This is a genomic window from Adlercreutzia sp. CNCM I-6216 (assembly GCF_977113345.1).
The window spans coordinates 60,044-77,246 of sequence record NZ_CDSBIE010000006.1 but is presented as its reverse complement, the minus strand read 5'-3'; the positions used below and the strand labels follow the sequence as shown (position 1 = coordinate 77,246).

Sequence of the window (17,203 nt, the reverse complement as noted above, 5' to 3'; positions counted from 1 at the left end):
AACAAAAGTTCCCTAAATTGCTAGCCAGCGGCCGCGCGAATCGGTAGAATACGCAGGCGAAACAAGAGAATTCGGCAACGGGCGGCCAGCGCGGCGCCCGTTGCTTCACGTCTGCGAAGGAAATCCAGCCAATGGCCAACGAGATCGTCATCAAAGGCGCCCGCGAGCACAACTTGAAGGACGTCGACCTGACTATTCCCCGCGACGAGCTGGTCGTCATCACGGGCCTTTCCGGCTCCGGCAAGTCCAGCCTCGCCTTCGACACCATGTACGCCGAGGGGCAGCGCCGCTATGTGGAGAGCCTCTCCAGCTATGCCCGCATGTTCCTGGGTCAGATGTCCAAGCCCGATGTGGACTCCATCGACGGCCTGTCGCCGGCGGTGTCCATCGATCAGAAGACCACGTCGAAGAATCCCCGCTCCACCGTGGGCACCACCACCGAGATCTACGACTACCTGCGCCTTCTGTTCGCGCGGGTGGGCGTGCCCCACTGCCCGGAGTGCGGCCGCGAAATCAAGAAGCAGACCACCGACCAGGTGACCGACGACATCCTGCGCCTCGGCGACGACGCCCAGGGCGAGTCGACGAAGGCCATCCTCATGGCCCCGGTGGTGGCCGGCCGCAAGGGCGAGTTCACGAAGCTCTTCGCCGATCTGCAGAAGGAGGGCTTCTCCCGCGTGCGCATCGACGGCGAGATCGTGAAGCTTTCCGGTGAGCCCGTCACGCTGAACAAGAAGATCAAGCACTTCATCGACGTGGTGGTCGACCGCGTCACGCTGAAGGAATCCGCCCAAAGCCGCATCGCCGAGGCCGTGGAGCTGGCCTGCAAGCTGGCGCAGGGCCGCGTGCTCGTGCAGGTGCTCGGGCCGGACGGGAAACCGCTCGGCGAGGCCGGTGGCACCTCCTCGGGCGCCACGGGCGGCCTCGGGGAGGGAGAGCATTTGTTCTCGCTGGCCCTCGCGTGCCCCGAGCACGGCCACTCCATGGACGAGCTGCAGCCCCGCGACTTCTCCTTCAATGCCCCCTACGGCGCCTGCCCCGACTGCCTCGGCATCGGCAGCCGCGATGAGGTGGACCCCTCGCTCGTAGTACCCGACCCGTCCCTCACGCTGAACGAGGGCGTCATCGCGCCGTTCAAGAGCGGCAACTACTACCCCCAGGTGCTGCGCGCCGTGGCCCAGCATGTAGGCACCGACGCCGACACACCGTGGGAGGACATGCCGAAGAAGGCCCAGAAGGCGCTCTTGCATGGCCTCGGCAACGAGAAGGTGCGCGTTGACTACCGCACCGTGGACGGCCGCGACACCTACTGGTACATCGAGTGGGAGGGCGTGCTCGCCGCGGTGAAGCGCCGCTATACCGAGGCCCAGTCCGACGCCCAGCGCGAGAAGCTGTCGGCCTATTTCGCCACGGTGCCCTGCGAGACCTGCGGCGGCAAGCGCCTGAAGCCGGAGGTCCTCGCGGTCACGGTGAACGACAAGTCCATCCACGACGTCACGGAGATGTCGGCGGCCGAGTCGCTGGCGTTCTTCGAGGGGCTGCACTTCACGGGCCAGGCGGCGGTCATCGCCCTGCCCATCGTGAAGGAGATCCGCGAGCGGCTGCGCTTCCTCGTGGACGTGGGCCTGGACTACCTCACGCTGGAGCGGGCCACGGCCACGCTCTCCGGCGGCGAGGCCCAGCGCATCCGGCTCGCCACCCAGATCGGCGCCGGGCTCATGGGCGTGCTCTACATTCTGGACGAGCCCTCCATCGGGCTTCACCAGCGCGACAACGAGCGGCTCATCGCCACGTTGGAGCGCCTGCGAGACTTGGGCAACACCGTGGTGGTCGTGGAGCACGACGAGGACACCATCCGGGCGGCCGACTTCGTGGTGGACATGGGCCCGGGCGCCGGCGAGCACGGAGGCCACGTCATCGCGGCGGGGACGCCGGCGGAGGTCATGGCCACGGAGGGCTCCGTCACGGCCGACTATCTGTCGGGGCGCCGCCGCATCGCGGTGCCGGAGGCTCGCCGCAAGCCGGGCCGCGGCACGCTGAAGATGACTGGCGCCAAGGAGAACAACCTGCAAAACGTCACGTTGGAGGTGCCCATCGGCACGCTCACCGTGGTCACGGGCGTCTCCGGGTCGGGAAAAAGCTCCCTTATCACCGACACGCTGGCGCCGGCGCTCGCCAATCGGTTGAACCATGCCCACCGTCGCACCGGGCCCTACCGCAAGATCACGGGCCTGGAGAAGCTCGACAAGGTCATCAACATCGACCAGAGCCCCATCGGGCGCACCCCGCGATCGAACCCGGCCACCTACATCGGACTGTGGGACGACATCCGCGCGCTGTTCGCCAGCACGGCCGAGGCCAAGGCCCGCGGTTACGCGCCGGGGCGCTTCTCCTTCAACGTGAGCGGCGGCCGTTGCGAGGCCTGCAAGGGCGACGGCCAGATCAAGATTGAGATGCACTTTCTGCCCGACGTGTACGTACCCTGCGAGGTCTGCAACGGCGAGCGCTACAACCGCGAGACGCTGCAGGTGACCTACCGCGGCAAGAACATCTCCGAGGTGCTCGACATGACCGTTGAGGACGCCCTGCACTTCTTCGAGAACATCCCGGGCATCAAGCGCAAGCTGCAGACGCTTTTCGACGTGGGTCTCGGCTACATCCGCCTGGGCCAGCCGGCGACCACGCTTTCCGGCGGCGAGGCCCAGCGCGTGAAGCTCGCCAGCGAGCTGCAGAAGCGCCAGTCCGGCAAGACCTTCTACATCCTGGACGAGCCCACCACGGGCCTGCACTTCGAGGACGTGCGCCAGCTGCTCGAGGTGCTCCAGCGCCTCGTGGACGCCGGCAACACGGTGCTCGTCATCGAGCACAACCTGGATGTCATCAAATGTGCCGACCACATCGTGGACTTGGGCCCCGAGGGCGGCGACCGCGGTGGCACCATCGTCGCTCAGGGCACGCCTGAGGAGGTGGCCGAGGTGGAGGGCTCTTACACCGGCTACTTCGTCAAGCGCATGCTGGAGGCCGACCGCCAACTGGCCTCCCGTTAAGCGTCCGGCCCTATCCCGTAGGGGCAGACCTTGGTCTGCCCTCCCGAGTGGAATAGTCTCGCTCGGAAGGGGCGACCAAGGTCGCCCCCTACGGGAATCCTGCAGCGATCAAGGTCGCCCCCTCCGGAGAGGGAATATGGAACCTCGTGCCCCGTCGCGCCCATGCGGCGGCGCTTCGGTATAATTTCCTCCATGAAGAAGCGTACCCGCGAAAAAGTCGCCCTGCTCGTGTTCGCGCTGCTCGTCGTGCTCGGCGGCAGCGTGCTTCTGCGCTACTTCGAGACGGGCCGCTCCTTCAATATGGCCGCCACGGCCGTGGACGACGCCTTCGGGCAGATGTCCGGATATACGGCCATCGTCTTCGACGGCACCTACGACGTCCTGGACGCGCTGCGCCCCACGAAGCTCCCCTCGGTGGGCGGGGGCGCCGAGGAGCGTCCCGAGACGCTGGGCGAGATGGTGGCCGCCGAGCTGGCGCGGTTGCCGCTGTCCATGCGCGAGCGGCCCGTGTACGCCTCGGACGTGCGCTCGTTCTACGAGGAGAAGGGCGCCGGCGTCCTCACGCTGAACGTGGACGACCTCGCCCGCTACGAGAAGCCGCGCATCCTCATGGCCGGCGACCGCAAGATCGGCGTCGTGGCCGTGGACTACTACGCCTCGGCTCGTCAGCTGAAAAAGCTGCACGACGAGCTCGCCTCCGCCGGCGCCGAGTCCTTCGTGTGCCTCGTGCCGCGCCTGAGCTGCCTTGCGAGCACCGACGACTTCAACGTGGTCATCGTCACCGACGACGACCAGGTCGAGCCCGGCCGCGGCGAGGGCGAGGGAAACGCGCACATCGTCTACGCCCCGGAGCGCGGGCAGGTGGGCGTCGTGCTGCTCACGTCCCTGAACGTCCCCTCCTCGAAGGTGTACGCCTCGCTCTGATAGTATATTTAGGAGGGGTCGGCGGAAGGGCTGTCTCCGATCCGCTTTTTTCGACCCAGTCCAACAGGGGAGGGGTGATTCGGCTGTGCCTGAGTCCATGCAAACGCAGCGTATGCGGAAGCTGATACGAGAAACCTTGCTTGACCTGCTTGATAGCCGGCCTTTGGAGAGGATTTCGGTTATCGATATCGTCGAGGCAGCGCAAATCAGTCGATCGACATTTTATCGCTACTACAAGGACATCTACGAGTTGTTCTATGATTGCGCCCTGGTCTACAACGCAGGCTTAGATCGCAACGAACCTCTGCGCGGCGACGGCCTGTTCTTCGCGAAGCTCTACGAGAACATTAGACGCAGTTTCGAAATGGCGGCCGAACATGAATCGTTCCATCGGGAGGAAATCAGGGTCAAGGCCATGGCTCCGGCCGGGTATCTGGAGTGGAGCATGAGCGATACGAAGGAGCATATTGCGACAGTTCTGAAGGAAATGGGACTTAATGAGGGAATTGTCTCGGTAGCTTCGATTTCGCCGTGACATTTCTGCAGAGCCTGTTCGCTGAATCGCTTAACGACTGGATTGCGCGAGGTCGGTCCGTTCCCATCGACGAGGCTGTAAGTGTTACCATGCTCCTGTACTTTCGCATTGCCCGTTCATTTCGGAAATGCTGCCCCTTGGAGGATTTCGGACATATTCTCTAAATTGTCTCATTGCGACACATATCCAGAAGACTGTCCAGCAGAGAGACACGGGCGCCCCACTGCTCATTGAAGTTCGAAATCGCGCTCGGTACATTACCCTTCGTTGGTTCTCATGCCCAGGAGAAGGAGGGTAATATGGAGAAGATTTCAAGGCGCATGTTCCTCAAGGGCGGTGCATTGTTCGCGGCCGGTGCCGCGGCCACCGCATCGTTGGCCGGGTGCTCTTCGGCCCCGTCCGAGAAGAACGAGAACGTGCCCATGGCTGCTACCAGTCCGGGAGTGGGCTTCGGCGCTGACCAGATCGTGACGATGCACGATGCCGATGTGCTGATCGTGGGCGGCGGCATTGCGGGCCTGACGGCGGCTCGCCGCGTGCTGCAGGAGGGCGGCCGTCCCACCATTGTGGACAAGGGCCTCTACGGTCATTCCGGTGCTTCGGGTATCAACTGGGGTCACTCCGTGTCCACGTACGAGTATGCTGATGAGGAGAAGGTGCTCAACTCTGCTTCAAGCTTGCTGTTCTGCGGTGACGGCGTTATCGATCAGGCTATCTTCATGAACGTGTGCAAGGCATGGCACGATGTCAAGGCGGTGCAAACGAGCGTCCAGATGGGCTGCGTCACCGAGCACCACGAAGATGGTCGATCGGCCAGCGAGGTGGGCCGAGAGGGCCTGAACGACCCAGATGCCATTCCCAATGTTCAGGACGCTGGCTTGTTCCCACGCAACTTCGCGCGCCAGCTGCGCCGCGACGGCGTGCAGGTGTTCGACCGTCATTTCGCCCTCGATGTGCTCAAGGACGATGCGGGAGCCGCGTGTGGTCTGGCCGCCATCGACTTGGAAGCGGGCACGCCGGTGGTGTTCCGCGCCAAGGCCATCATCATGGCAACGGGCAGCTACGTGTGGTTGTGCGGTTGGAACGGTATGACCCCTTACACTCACAGCTCGGCCGACTGCACCGGCGACGGCGTGGCCATGATGCTGCGCGCTGGCATTCCCATGCGCGACATGGAAGAGCTGTGCCAGGACAACGGCCAGTGGTACCCCACGGCCACGCGCCAGTGCATGACGGGTATGGGCGTGGAGTCGCCCGACTACTACCGTGGGTTCAACGCCAACAAGGAGCCGTTCACGGCTCTTATGGAAGAAAATCCCGCCCTATACTTCAACCAAGGCTGCTACATGCGCATGACCTTGCGCGAGATCTACCAGGGTCGTGGCACAGAACATGGCGGCATCCTCGCACTTCTTGACGACATCGAGAAGGAAGAGCGCTATTACCGCCCGTGCAAGTGGAACATGAAGCGCATTTTCGACTGGGATATGCCCCAGTACGTTGAGCTGGTTCCCCAGGCGTGGGAAACCGCCGGGCGCCCCTTCGATCTGAATCCCGAGACCTGCGAAACGATAGTGCCCGGCCTGTTCTTTGCCGGTGGTGCGCCCTTTGTGTGGAACGGCTTTGTGGTGGCCTCGTGCATGGGCACCGGCTGGTTGTCCGGCAAGGGGTCGGCCGACCTTGCACGCGACAAGGATTGGGGTGCCATCAACTGGGATCAGGCCAACAGCATTTTCGACGAAGCCTATGCCTGCTTTGAGAGAGATCCCGGCGAGGGCGTGCGCAGCCGCACCCTCATGCGCAACGTGCAGACCTCGTTCTGGGACGGTATGTACTTCCTGCGCGATGAACAGGGCATCCAGAAGACTATCGACGACCTTCAGCGCATTCTCGACGAGGATATTCCCAACATGTCGCTGGGTGATACCTCCAAGACGTTCAACAACGATTTCCGCTCGGCCCTCGAGGCGCGCAATATGGCGCAAGTGGGCATCGGTGCGGCTCAAGCTGCCATCATCCGCAAGGAATGCCGCGGTACCCACTGCCGCACTGACTATCCGACTCAGGACAATTCCATTGGCTTGGTGAACACGAAGGTTGCCTTCGACGGACGGCAGTGGACAAGCGAGCTGGTGCCCATTGACGAGACCCTGGTGCCCGCTAGCGTCTTGGCGGAGAACATCGGCGTCGTGGGCCTTGAATAGCGGGCAAAAAGGAAGGAGAAGGATATGAGCGATTCCATTACCGCGAAGGTGTTCAAGTTTGACCCCGTTGTTGACAGCGAGCCTCACTACGAGACCTATGAGGTGCCCTGGCTTACCGATGAGGAAGACCCCACCAACAAGATGACCGGAATGCAGGTGCTGCAGTATATCAATGATGAGATCGAGCCTATCAGCTACGACTGCGGATGCATCTATGGGTTATGCGGTCGCTGCTCGATGACTATCGATGGCGAGCCGGGGTTGGCCTGCTGGACCACCTTCGACCGCGGCACATCCCACACCTTCGAGCCGCTGAATGGCCTGCCCATCGTGAAGGATCTCGTGGTGGAGCGCGAGGAGATGGCCAAGCGGTTCGTGTTGGCCGACGCGCGCAACAAGACGGTCGATCCCGTCACCGAGATCAAGGACATCGACTACGATTTGTACTGGAACGTACTCGAGCGCATGAACCTATGCCGCGAGTGCCTGTGCTGTTACGCCAACTGCAACGCCCTTCAGCTGGGCAATGCGTGGGACACCTATTTGGGCCCCGGCGGCATGATGCAGATTGCGCAGCGCTACTATGATCCTCACGACCAGGCGAATCGCGTGGAGCAGGCGGCGTTTTCCGGCGTGTTCGATTGCGTGCAGTGCGGCAACTGTACCACCGTGTGCCCCGCAGCCATTCCCATTGCGGAGACCATAGCGATGCTTCAGCAGGAAGCGGAGAAAGCTGGTCTTAAGCCCGCCGACACCTCGGCTGTTTCCAACCGCATCATGGAATCCATGCAGAACGCGTAGGAACTCATAGTCTGTTGGATGGTTTGGCCGTAAGAGCGGCGGATGTTCTCCCTCCCAGCTCCGCTGCTCGTCCATAGCTTTGCTGTCCCGCTTGCCGTTTTAAGCGACGAGCGGGACGTCTCTTTGTTTCGGCTCAGTTAATTAGTCATCGTTTGGAAATTCTCCGTCCTATAATGCAGCGCGAAGGCGGAGGTGCATCGTGGCACCGCCGCGAGCCCTTTCCGCATAAAGGAGGTTCCTTTGAGCTACGTCGACAACGTCATCGAGCAGGTGAAGGCGAAGAACGCCGAGCAGCCCGAGTTCATCCAGGCCGTCACCGAGGTGCTTCAGTCCCTCGAGCCGGTCATCGAGGCCCATCCCGAGTACGAGCAGGCCGCGCTGCTCGAGCGCATCGTCGAGCCCGAGCGCGTCATCATGTTCCGCGTGCCGTGGGTCGACGATAACGGCAAGGTCCAGGTGAACCGCGGCTTCCGCGTGCAGTTCAACAGCGCCATCGGCCCCTACAAGGGCGGCCTGCGCCTGCATCCTTCCGTGAACCTCGGCATCATCAAGTTCCTCGGTTTCGAGCAGATCTTCAAGAACAGCCTCACCACGCTGCCCATGGGCGGCGGCAAGGGCGGCTGCGACTTCGACCCGAAGGGCAAGTCCGACATGGAGGTCATGCGCTTCTGCCAGGCCTTCATGACCGAGCTGTTCCGCCACATCGGCGCCGACACCGACGTGCCGGCTGGCGACATCGGCACGGGCGCCCGCGAGATCGGCTACATGTTCGGCCAGTACAAGAAGATCAAGAACGTCTTCGAGGGCGTGCTCACCGGCAAGGGCCTTAGCTTCGGCGGCTCGCTCGCCCGCACCGAGGCCACCGGCTACGGTCTGGTGTACCTGGTGGAGGAGTACCTGAAGTGCAACGGCGATTCCTTCGACGGCAAGACGGTCTGCATCTCCGGCTCCGGCAATGTGGCCATCTACGCCACGCAGAAGGCCCAGCAGCTCGGCGCCAAGGTGGTCACCGTGTCCGACTCCACCGGCTGGGTGTACGACCCGGCGGGTATCGATGTCGCGCTGCTCAAGCAGGTCAAGGAAGTGGAGCGCGGCCGCCTCACCGAGTACGCCGCCCGTCGCGAGGGCGTCGAGTACCACGAGGGCCGCGGCGTGTGGGTCACCCCCTGCGACATCGCGCTGCCCTGCGCCACCCAGAACGAGGTGCACATGGAGGACGTCGAGAACCTCGTGAAGAACGGCTGCAAGATTCTCGCCGAGGGCGCCAACATGCCCACCACGCTCGAGGCCACCGAGTACGTGCAGGAGCACGGCATCGTGTTCTTCCCGGGCAAGGCGGCCAACGCCGGCGGCGTGGCCACCTCCGGTCTGGAGATGTCCCAGAACTCCGAGCGCCTCTCCTGGACCTTCGAGGAAGTGGACGCGAAGCTCAAGGGCATCATGGTGAGCATCTTCCACGCCATCGACGACGCTGCCAAGCGCTACGGGCATGAGGGCAACTACGTCATGGGCGCCAACATCGCCGGCTTCGAGAAGGTCGCCAACGCCATGATGGCCCAGGGTATCGTGTAATCGATTCCGTTCACCCTGACGGGGTGAACGGATCTGCCGACGCTGCGAACAACCTGTGAGTCGCATGAAAAGAACCCCCCGTGCTGAACGGGGGGTTCTTTTTACGTGCTAGAATGACGGTGTTCATGCGATGGGGAAGGGGACCGTGGCGATTCACGAAGACATAGCGGCGTTTCTCGCCTCCCATGCGGACGAGGGGTACCGGGCGTTCCAGGCGAAGCTCATCCCGAACATCGACGTGGGTGCTATTGTGGGCGTGCGGACGCCCGAGTTGCGGAAGTTCGCGAAAGGACTCGCCCGGCGGGAAGATGCAGGGGAGTTTCTGGCGGCGCTGCCGCACGGCGCCTTCGAGGAGAATCAGCTGCACTCGTTCGTCATCGCGCAGGAACGTGACTTCGATAAGCTCGTCGGCGAGATCGAGCGCTTCCTGCCCTTCGTCGACAACTGGGCCACCTGCGACCAGCTGTCCTGCCGCGGGCTCGCCGCGAATCCCGATGCCGCCCTGGTGAGGGTGCGAGCGTGGTTGGAAAGCGACCACGAGTACACGGTGCGCTTCGCCATCGGCGTGCTGCTGCAGCTGTTCCTCGACGAGCAGTTCCGACCCGAGTTCTTCGAGTGGGTCGTCGCGGTGTCGCGACCGGAGTACTACGTGAACATGATGCGCGCCTGGTACTTCGCCGAGGCGCTGGCCAAGCAGCCCGAAGCCGCCGAGGCGGCCATCGCCTCCGGCGCCCTCGACGAGTGGACCCACAACAAGGCCATCCAGAAGGCCATCGAGAGCCGCCGCGTCCCCGTCGAGCAGAAGGACCGCCTGCGCGCCATGAAGCGGCGGTCGTAAGCGGGAAGTAGGCTATTTCGTATAACTCGAACTAACGTTCCATGTTATACTGGTCGCCATGGAACGCGAGCGCACATATGTCTGTATCGATTCGAAGAGCTTCTACGCCTCAGTTGAGTGCGTGCGCCGGGGGCTGGATCCTATGACTACGCGGCTGGTGGTGGCCGACCCGACGCGGTCGGAGATGACCATATGCTTGGCGGTGAGCCCGGCCATGAAGGCAGCGGGGGTGAAAAACCGCTGCCGGCTCTACGAGATTCCCGAGGGGATCGACTACATCACGGCCCAGCCGCGCATGACGAGCTACATGGAGGTGTCGGCGGAGATCTACGGCACCTACCTGCGCTACGTGGCCGTCGAGGACATCCATCCGTATTCCATCGACGAGTGCTTCATCGACGCCACGCCCTACCTGGAGCTGTACGACCTGACGGCCCGCGAGTTCGCCGACACCCTGCGCTCGGCAGTGCTCGCGGAGACGGGCATCCCGGCCACCGTGGGCATCGGCCCCAACTTGTTCCTTGCGAAGGTGGCGCTCGACATCTCGGCCAAGCACGCGCTGGACGGGGTGGGCGAGCTCGATGCGCGCTCCTTTCGCGAGAGCATCTGGCGACATCGGCCCATCACCGACATTTGGAACATCGGGCCGGGCATCGCTCGGCGGCTCGCGAAGTACCGGGTGTTCGATTTGAAGGGCGTCGCCGAGATGGATCCGGACGTGCTCTACGGCGAGTTCGGGGTGAACGCCGAGTACCTCATCGATCACGCCTGGGGCGTGGAACCCTGCACCATCGCCGAGATCAAGGCCTACGAACCGGAGAGCTCCTCCATGATGAACGGGCAGATCCTGCCCTGCGGCTACAACTTCGACGACACTCTCATGGTGCTGCGCGAGATGGTGGACGACTCTGTGCTCGATCTGGTGGAGAATCATCTGGTGACCGATCATATATCCCTGCATGTGAGCTACGGGAAGAGCGAGGGCGAGATGGCGGAAGATGCTGGGGGCGATGCGTCGGAGGGCTCCGCGAAGGCCGGGGAGCTCTTCGACGGCGGCCACGGCATCCGCCGTGTCGGCGGCGCTCGCCCGCACGGGGGCGGCTCGCGCAAGATTCCCGAGCGTACGAACTCTTTCGCGAAGCTCTACGGCTATTTGGAGGCGCTCTTTCGGGAGACGGTGGATCCCGCTCGCACTATGCGCAAGATCAGCATCGGTTTTGGCAACCTGGTGGACGCCGATCTGGCCACGGTGGACCTGTTCACCGATGTTGCGGCCGCCGATCGCGAGCGGCGCCGCGCCGAGGCCGTGCTCGCCGTGAAGGAGAAGTTCGGGAAAAACGCCCTCATCAAGGGCACGAGCTTGAAGGAGCACGCGCTCGGTCGCGAGCGGAACACCATGGTGGGAGGGCACCATGGCTAGGGAAGTGGATTTGCTCGCGGGACTCGTATGGGAGGAGGTCGGCGGTGCGGGTGTTCCTGACAAGGGGGTCGCCGTTGGCGGGACGGTCGCCGATGCAGGGGCGGAGGGGCGGCAGGCCGAGGCGTCCTTGGATCCTCCTGTGCCGCCCGACATTGGGCGGCCGCACCCGGATCGTGCCCGCCAGTTCATGCCCTTCGCGGCGCTGCGCGGCTACTACGATCTCGTTCATGCAAAGGAAGTAGTGCCTGAGCCGCGTCGGCCGCTGGCTGACGACGAGGCCCGGGCGCTGGACGGGATTATCGCGAACCTCGTCCGCGGGGACGTGGTGCGCTGCCGCTACTACGAGGACGGCGGCTACCGGGTGGCCGAAGGGGCCGTGAGCCAGATCGACCTTACCTTTCGCGACCTGTGGATCGTGCGCCGTCGCATTCCCTTTTCGGCCATCCAGTCTCTGGAAATGCTGTACCCGGCCGGCTGACCTCCGGGCCGCCGCCTCGGCGGCGGTGTATGATTCCCTCGAGCAACAGGAAGGAACCGTTTCATGAGCAACGAGATCAAGTGCCCCCATTGCGGCGAGGCGTTCACGGTGGACGAGAGCGGCTACGCCGCCATTTTGAACCAAGTGCGCGACCAGGAGTTCCAACGCGAGGTGGACGCTCGCGTGTCTTTGGCCGAGAAGAGCCGCGAGCAGGAGGTGGCGCTGGCGGTGTCGAAGGCCGAAGAGGCCCTGCGCGCGCAAATCGCCGAGCGCGACGGCGAGCTCGTCAACCTGAAAGCCCAGCTGTCTACCAAGGAGAGCGAGGCGGAGGCGGCGCGCAAGCTGGCCGTGAGCGATGCGATGGCCGCCGAGGCCGAGCGGCTGCGCGCGGTGGAGCGCGAGCGCGACGAGCTGGCCCAGAAGCTGGAGAGCCAGCGCGCGCAAGCCTCTATGGAAACCCAGATCGCGGTGCAGAGGGCCGAGGCTGCGGCCAAGGACGCCCAGGTGGCCGTCGAGCGCGAGCGGGACGAGCTGCGCGGCAAAGTGGAGCGGGCACGTGACGAGCTGGAGGCGCAGAAGACCCGTGCCGAGGCCGAGCTGGCCCGGGCTCAGGCCGAGGCCCAGGCCCAGCTGGCCGAGAAGCTGCGGGCGAAAGACGAGCTCATCGCCGACCGCGAGCGCGAGATCGAGCGCATCCAGGACATGAAGGCGCGCCTTTCCACGAAGATGCTCGGCGAGTCGCTGGAGCAGCACTGCGAGATCGAGTTCAACCGCCTGCGCCCCACGGCCTTCCCGCGCGCCTACTTCGAGAAGGACAACGAGGTGGTGGAGGGCACCAAGGGCGACTTCGTCTTCCGGGACTTCGACGAGGAGGGCAACGAGATCGTCTCCATCATGTTCGAGATGAAGAACGAGGCCGACGACTCCACCCATAGGAAGACCAATGAGTCGCACTTCAAGAAGCTGGACGCCGACCGCCGCAAGAAGGGCTGCGAGTACGCCGTGCTCGTGTCGCTGCTCGAGCCGGACAACGAGCTGTACGCCGCCGGCATCACGGACGTCTCCTACCGCTTCGAGAAGATGTACGTCATCCGTCCGCAGTTCTTCATCCCGCTCATCACGCTTCTGCGCAATGCGGCGCTCTCCTCCATGGAGGCCCGGCGCGAGCTGGCCCTCGTGCGCCAGCAGAACATCGACGTGACGAACTTCGAGGACCAGCTGGCCGACTTCAAGGACAAGTTCGGCCGCAACTACCGGCTCGCCAGCGAGCGCTTCGCCAAGGCCATCGACGAGATAGACAAGTCCATCGACCACTTGCAGAAGATCAAGGAGCACCTGCTGGGGAGTGAGCGCAACCTGCGTTTGGCCAACGACAAGGCGGAGGATCTCACCGTGAAGAAGCTCACCCGCAAGAACCCCACCATGAAGGCCCTGCTCGACGAGGCCCGCGCCGCGAAGGAAGGACAGTCTGGGGATATACCCGAAGACGAAATTGATTGAGGCCATTGACAGTAGCGCGTAATCGCTCTACAGTAATGACTCAAATTTGGGTCATTACTGTAGAGCGGTAGCAATGAAAGTCATTGAAGCGGAAAAAAAACTCAGGGCGTTCAGCGATCGGAAGCGCGTGTTCCGCTCGCGCGAGCTCGGTCGCGTTCTCGGAGAGGGCGGCAATACCCTGCGCAGCTCTATCAATCGTCTGATTGATTCGGGGGTCATCACGCGACTAGCACGAGATGTCTACTGGGTCGGCGATCTTAAGGGGAGGGATGTGCCAGCCATCGAGGAAGTTGCCGTTGCCTTAAGGCCCGGTGGGTTCAATTACATCGGCATGGAGAGTGCAGCGTCTTTGTGGAACGTGATCTCTCAGATCCCCGTAGGGCGCATAACGGTTGTCACTACCGGCAGGGAAGGGGAGTTCGACACCCCTTTCGGTACGATCGAGTTTATCCATACCGCCGCCGACGGAAACGAGATTATTGCGAACACGGTCGATTACCCCGGCCATGCTTTGCGGCTCGCAACCAAGAAATATGCTGTTCAGGGACTCATGCGGGCGCGACGGTCTACCTACCTCATCGACTGGGAGGAATTGGAAGATGACGATTGATTTCAAGAAGTTCGCCGAAGACGTAGCTCGTCGGGGCGAAGTGGAGGCACTGCTTCCGATTGTAGAGAAAGAGCTCATTCATTACGACATCATTCGCGCGCTCGATGAATCGCAATGGCTCGACCGTCTTACGTTTCAAGGTGGAACGTGCCTGCGCCTCTGCTATGGGGCCGTTCGCTATAGCGAGGATCTCGATTTCACCACGGCTCTGGATCTCGAGGAATCGGATCTTGCCGGTTTCCAGGAATTGCTGAGCGATAGCTTGCAGGATAAGTACGATGTAGGCGTTCGGGTCAAGGAGCCGAAAAAAATCAAGCACTTCGATGGCGGCGGAGCGATGAAGAGGTGGCAAGTGGTCGTAGATACGGCGCCGGCGCGCCCCGATCTTCCTTCCCAGAAAATCAAGATTGAAATTGCCCAGGTACCCTCATATACCCGCGACCTCCGCGTTCTCGAGGAAAACTATCCGGAAGTGGAGGGGATGTGCAGTCGGGCCGTTGTCGGCTGTCAAGCTTTGGACGAAATTCTGGCGGACAAGATCGTATCGTTCTCGCAGCAGGTACTTGCCCCGCGATATCGCGATTTATGGGACATTCCCTGGATCAGCATGCAGCCGGGGAGAAATATGGATGAGGTTGCTGTCATGGTCGGCCAGAAGTTGGATGATTATCGTGTGGCCGAAAGCGCGCACACGCTCTTGCGAAGCGGACTTTCGCGCGCGCAGGGCGTATTAAGGGGAGAGACCTACGCGGAAGAGATGCGTCGGTTCCTCCCTCCGAGACTCTTGGAAAAAACGGTGGCGCGACCGGAGTATCGCGAGGCGATGACCCACAAAGTGGAGGATGCCTACCGTTTTGTGATGGAGCGCTTGTAGGGAACGCGACTCGGCTTACTTCTCTCGCAGCTTGAGGGCAGCGGCGAGGCGGCGCCCCTTGCCGCACTTGGGCTTCGTCAGCGGGCAGCGCTTCTTGCAGCAGGTGCAGTGGGAGAGCGCAAGCGACGCCTTCGCCTTGGCGCAGCCCTTGCAGCCGGCGGCGCCCTTCTCGCCTTTGCAGCCGGTGTGCTTCTTCTTGCGGGCGAGCTTGTCGGCCTTCTTGTCGCTGGCGGCCTTCTTCGATTTCTTGTCTTTCATGGCATTCCTCGTCTTTCGGGGAAGCGGATTTCATGTTAGCGGACTCTAACATAATCGTGCGGCTGCGACAACCATGATCGATCTGCTCAGCAAGGGCGATCTTCGGTGGTTCGCTGTACCGAATAAGGGACACTTGATCGCAAGCGGTTCTTTATCATGATCGATCATAAGGTTATCGGTCAGGAGGAACCATGGCAAATGCACCAAAATCGATTCGCGTCGTGGAAAACACTACTGTGGCGGGAACGCGCCACGTGCCCGCGATGGCGGCCATTGCGGAAGGCTACGGAAAGGGGGATCGGTTCTCCCTCGTGCGGGACGCGGCCAATCCCCACGACGGCTGGGCCGTGGAGGTGCGCGACGGCGCCGACCGGCGAATCGGGTACGTCTCCTGCGAGTGCAACGAGTTCGTCGCCCGGCTCATCGACGGCGGCAAGTCCGTGGAGGGGCGGCTCACGGACAAGGAGCAGATCGGCTCGTGGACGCGGCTCGTGATGGAGGTGGTGCTCAATGACTAGCGCCGTTGCGGCCGTGGCCGCCCCTTCCGTCGCCTGCGCCTTGGTCCTTCCCGCTGAGGATGTCGCCTCCTCGGTTGCCGCTCCTGCCCGTGCGCGGGAAGTGGGCTGGGCCCAGCGGGCCGCCAATGTGCTCTTTGGCGCGCCCAGTGCGCGGCGGGCCTGCGGCGGCGCGGAGACGAGCTTCACGCCGAAAGTGCTGCGCAACGAGAAGTGGCGGCGCCGGCGCGAGACGGGCTCGGTGTTCGCCGTGGATCGCAAGGGAGGCGCCGGCGAGGGCAGTCTGCCCCGCATCTGGGTGAGCGAGCCGGCGCCCGACGGGAGAGGGCGCACGTTCGTCGCCTCCTATCCCTGCGGCGCCGACCGCGGCGGCTGGCGCGCCCTGGAGCTGGCGGAGGTCTATTTCAGCGAGGCTCTGGGCCTGCCGGGCGAGGAGCACCGGCGCCGTCGCGTCGACTGCTACCGCGCGGCCGAGATGCTCCTTCTGCATGCGGCGGCCCGGGGCAGTATCGGTGCCCACTGCCGTCTCGGCGTCATCTACGAGGGCGATCTGTGCGAGGGGGCGTACTGGGACGGCCTGGCCGATCGCCAGGCGCTCCACAAGGCGGACACCCCCTGCGACGAGCGCGCCTACCTGCACTTCTCCTTCGGCGCCTATCATGGTCACGGTGAGTGCTGCTGGCGTTTGGGCGATCTGGTGGCCGCGGGCCGGGGATGCGCTCCCTCGGCGGCTCGGGCTTTCTCGCTGTACCGGCGAGCCTTCGATTTGGAGAGCGGGCGCATTGACGAGGACCGTGCGAGCACGGGCAACGCCGCGCTGCGCCTCGCCCGCGCCTTCGAGCTGGGACGCGGCTGCGAGCAGGACTTCCGCCGGGCGCGCACCTGGTACCGGCTGGCCGCCATTGGCCTCGGCGCCGCCTTCGACGCCGGTCAGTGGCACTTCAAGCGCGAGCGCATCGAGGCTCGCCGCGGGGTGGCCCGCATGGCCCAGGAGATCGCGGGCACTTACTAAGGGCAACGCGGCCGCAGACGGCGAGAGCCGCCCGTTAAGGCGGCTCTCGAAGATAGCGGCTGGATTGGATCGACCGGCTGGCATCCGACGCTCGTCTTCTAGGCGAGGGCGAAGCGGGGCGCGTGGCCGGAGGTGCTGCGGAGCCTACTGGCCGAGCGGGTGGGCGAAGGCCTCGGGCAGCTGGCCGGCGAGCACCTCGTACTCGGCGATGTTGCGGCGCATGAAGTCGTTGAAGTCGTCGTAGTGATCGCGCAGGGCCCGGGCGAACTTCTCCACGGGCCAGATCTCCGGGGCGTCTTCCAGGCCGCCGTCGCCGTCCACGGTATGCTCCCACTCGATGATCTCGGCCTTGGCGACCTTGAGGTCGTGGGGCAGCCGATCCTCGCGCTCGAACTTCTCCAAGTCGGGCATCATGTGCTTCTGAATCTCGATGAGCTTGGTAACCAGTTCCTGATAGGTCATCATGCGCCTCCTGTAATCTGCGGTTCGGGAAAGCGGGCCGGCCTGGGCGGGGGAGCGCCCGGTGCCGACTCGTTCTTTCGCTATGGTAGGCCTGGCCGCGCCGATGCAAGGCCAGGTCGGCGACGGGTCACCGCACGGGCGGCAATCCGTTGC

Annotated in this window: 16 protein-coding genes; 14 read left to right on the top strand and 2 right to left on the bottom strand. The window is 63.6% G+C overall.

The window, feature by feature from the left end; all coding sequences use genetic code 11:
* Window positions 1–131: 131 nt before the first annotated feature.
* The 12 genes from uvrA to ACYVRU_RS07065 all read left to right on the top strand — a co-directional run bounded on the left by uvrA (window position 132) and on the right by ACYVRU_RS07065 (window position 14,803).
* A complete protein-coding gene (gene uvrA, locus ACYVRU_RS07120; RefSeq protein WP_461185921.1) occupies window positions 132–3,047 on the top strand; it encodes an excinuclease ABC subunit UvrA in 2,916 nt (971 codons plus the stop codon).
* Window positions 3,048–3,239: 192 nt separating this feature from the next.
* Entirely contained in the window at window positions 3,240–3,971 is a 732-nt protein-coding gene (locus ACYVRU_RS07115; RefSeq protein WP_461185920.1) for a hypothetical protein, read from the top strand.
* 85 nt (window positions 3,972–4,056) lie between these two features.
* Entirely contained in the window at window positions 4,057–4,506 is a 450-nt protein-coding gene (locus ACYVRU_RS07110; RefSeq protein WP_461185919.1) for a TetR/AcrR family transcriptional regulator, read from the top strand.
* A 299-nt stretch (window positions 4,507–4,805) separates the two neighbouring features.
* Complete coding sequence (locus tag ACYVRU_RS07105; RefSeq protein ID WP_461185918.1) at window positions 4,806–6,710, top strand: FAD-dependent oxidoreductase; 1,905 nt, start codon at window positions 4,806–4,808, stop codon at window positions 6,708–6,710.
* Window positions 6,711–6,734: 24 nt separating this feature from the next.
* Entirely contained in the window at window positions 6,735–7,511 is a 777-nt protein-coding gene (locus ACYVRU_RS07100; RefSeq protein WP_461185917.1) for a 2Fe-2S iron-sulfur cluster-binding protein, read from the top strand.
* Window positions 7,512–7,751: 240 nt separating this feature from the next.
* Window positions 7,752–9,083, top strand: coding sequence for an NADP-specific glutamate dehydrogenase (gdhA, locus tag ACYVRU_RS07095; RefSeq protein ID WP_022739763.1), 1,332 nt, complete (start codon window positions 7,752–7,754; stop codon window positions 9,081–9,083).
* Between the two features lie 145 nt (window positions 9,084–9,228).
* Window positions 9,229–9,921, top strand: coding sequence for a DNA alkylation repair protein (locus ACYVRU_RS07090; RefSeq protein WP_461185916.1), 693 nt, complete (start codon window positions 9,229–9,231; stop codon window positions 9,919–9,921).
* A 58-nt stretch (window positions 9,922–9,979) separates the two neighbouring features.
* Window positions 9,980–11,341 carry a Y-family DNA polymerase gene (locus tag ACYVRU_RS07085; RefSeq protein ID WP_461185915.1) on the top strand — a complete coding sequence of 454 codons (1,362 nt, stop codon included), beginning with the start codon at window positions 9,980–9,982 and terminating at the stop codon, window positions 11,339–11,341.
* Window positions 11,334–11,819, top strand: coding sequence for a hypothetical protein (locus tag ACYVRU_RS07080; protein ID WP_157011464.1), 486 nt, complete (start codon window positions 11,334–11,336; stop codon window positions 11,817–11,819). The genes ACYVRU_RS07085 and ACYVRU_RS07080 overlap by 8 nt, the downstream gene beginning before the upstream one ends.
* A 63-nt stretch (window positions 11,820–11,882) precedes the next feature.
* Window positions 11,883–13,319 carry a DUF2130 domain-containing protein gene (locus ACYVRU_RS07075; protein ID WP_461185914.1) on the top strand — a complete coding sequence of 479 codons (1,437 nt, stop codon included), beginning with the start codon at window positions 11,883–11,885 and terminating at the stop codon, window positions 13,317–13,319.
* Between the two features lie 73 nt (window positions 13,320–13,392).
* Window positions 13,393–13,929 (top strand): type IV toxin-antitoxin system AbiEi family antitoxin, encoded by a 537-nt coding sequence (abiEi, locus tag ACYVRU_RS07070; protein WP_461185913.1) that lies wholly within the window; start codon window positions 13,393–13,395, stop codon window positions 13,927–13,929.
* On the top strand, window positions 13,919–14,803 hold the full coding sequence (locus tag ACYVRU_RS07065; RefSeq protein ID WP_461185912.1) for a nucleotidyl transferase AbiEii/AbiGii toxin family protein: 885 nt from the start codon (window positions 13,919–13,921) through the stop codon (window positions 14,801–14,803). Before abiEi ends, ACYVRU_RS07065 begins: the two co-directional genes overlap by 11 nt.
* Window positions 14,804–14,818: 15 nt before the next feature.
* On the opposite strand, the gene ACYVRU_RS07060 is transcribed toward ACYVRU_RS07065, so the two are convergent.
* A complete protein-coding gene (locus tag ACYVRU_RS07060) occupies window positions 14,819–15,061 on the bottom strand; it encodes a hypothetical protein (RefSeq protein ID WP_461185911.1) in 243 nt (80 codons plus the stop codon).
* 191 nt (window positions 15,062–15,252) lie between these two features.
* On the opposite strand from ACYVRU_RS07060, the gene ACYVRU_RS07055 reads away from it, so the two are divergent.
* Both ACYVRU_RS07055 and ACYVRU_RS07050 read left to right on the top strand, forming a co-directional pair.
* Entirely contained in the window at window positions 15,253–15,579 is a 327-nt protein-coding gene (locus ACYVRU_RS07055) for an HIRAN domain-containing protein (RefSeq protein ID WP_022739771.1), read from the top strand.
* A complete protein-coding gene (locus ACYVRU_RS07050; RefSeq protein ID WP_114539772.1) occupies window positions 15,572–16,588 on the top strand; it encodes a tetratricopeptide repeat protein in 1,017 nt (338 codons plus the stop codon). The genes ACYVRU_RS07055 and ACYVRU_RS07050 overlap by 8 nt, the downstream gene beginning before the upstream one ends.
* A 144-nt stretch (window positions 16,589–16,732) precedes the next feature.
* Here ACYVRU_RS07050 and ACYVRU_RS07045 read toward each other — a convergent pair whose 3' ends face one another.
* Complete coding sequence (locus ACYVRU_RS07045; RefSeq protein ID WP_022739773.1) at window positions 16,733–17,053, bottom strand: hypothetical protein; 321 nt, start codon at window positions 17,051–17,053, stop codon at window positions 16,733–16,735.
* Window positions 17,054–17,203: the final 150 nt, after the last annotated feature.

What these genes read in the sequence shown, in the direction of transcription:
- ACYVRU_RS07075 (WP_461185914.1), top strand. Translation starts at nt 11,883, where the DNA reads ATGAGCAACGAGATCAAGTGCCCCCATTGCGGCGAGGCGTTCACGGTG.
- abiEi (WP_461185913.1), top strand. Translation starts at nt 13,393, where the DNA reads ATGAAAGTCATTGAAGCGGAAAAAAAACTCAGGGCGTTCAGCGATCGG.
- ACYVRU_RS07085 (WP_461185915.1), top strand. Translation starts at nt 9,980, where the DNA reads ATGGAACGCGAGCGCACATATGTCTGTATCGATTCGAAGAGCTTCTAC.
- uvrA (WP_461185921.1), top strand. Translation starts at nt 132, where the DNA reads ATGGCCAACGAGATCGTCATCAAAGGCGCCCGCGAGCACAACTTGAAG.
- ACYVRU_RS07105 (WP_461185918.1), top strand. Translation starts at nt 4,806, where the DNA reads ATGGAGAAGATTTCAAGGCGCATGTTCCTCAAGGGCGGTGCATTGTTC.
- ACYVRU_RS07055 (WP_022739771.1), top strand. Translation starts at nt 15,253, where the DNA reads ATGGCAAATGCACCAAAATCGATTCGCGTCGTGGAAAACACTACTGTG.
- ACYVRU_RS07100 (WP_461185917.1), top strand. Translation starts at nt 6,735, where the DNA reads ATGAGCGATTCCATTACCGCGAAGGTGTTCAAGTTTGACCCCGTTGTT.
- ACYVRU_RS07065 (WP_461185912.1), top strand. Translation starts at nt 13,919, where the DNA reads ATGACGATTGATTTCAAGAAGTTCGCCGAAGACGTAGCTCGTCGGGGC.
- ACYVRU_RS07115 (WP_461185920.1), top strand. Translation starts at nt 3,240, where the DNA reads ATGAAGAAGCGTACCCGCGAAAAAGTCGCCCTGCTCGTGTTCGCGCTG.
- ACYVRU_RS07060 (WP_461185911.1), bottom strand. Translation starts at nt 15,061, where the DNA reads ATGAAAGACAAGAAATCGAAGAAGGCCGCCAGCGACAAGAAGGCCGAC.
- ACYVRU_RS07080 (WP_157011464.1), top strand. Translation starts at nt 11,334, where the DNA reads ATGGCTAGGGAAGTGGATTTGCTCGCGGGACTCGTATGGGAGGAGGTC.
- ACYVRU_RS07045 (WP_022739773.1), bottom strand. Translation starts at nt 17,053, where the DNA reads ATGATGACCTATCAGGAACTGGTTACCAAGCTCATCGAGATTCAGAAG.
- ACYVRU_RS07050 (WP_114539772.1), top strand. Translation starts at nt 15,572, where the DNA reads ATGACTAGCGCCGTTGCGGCCGTGGCCGCCCCTTCCGTCGCCTGCGCC.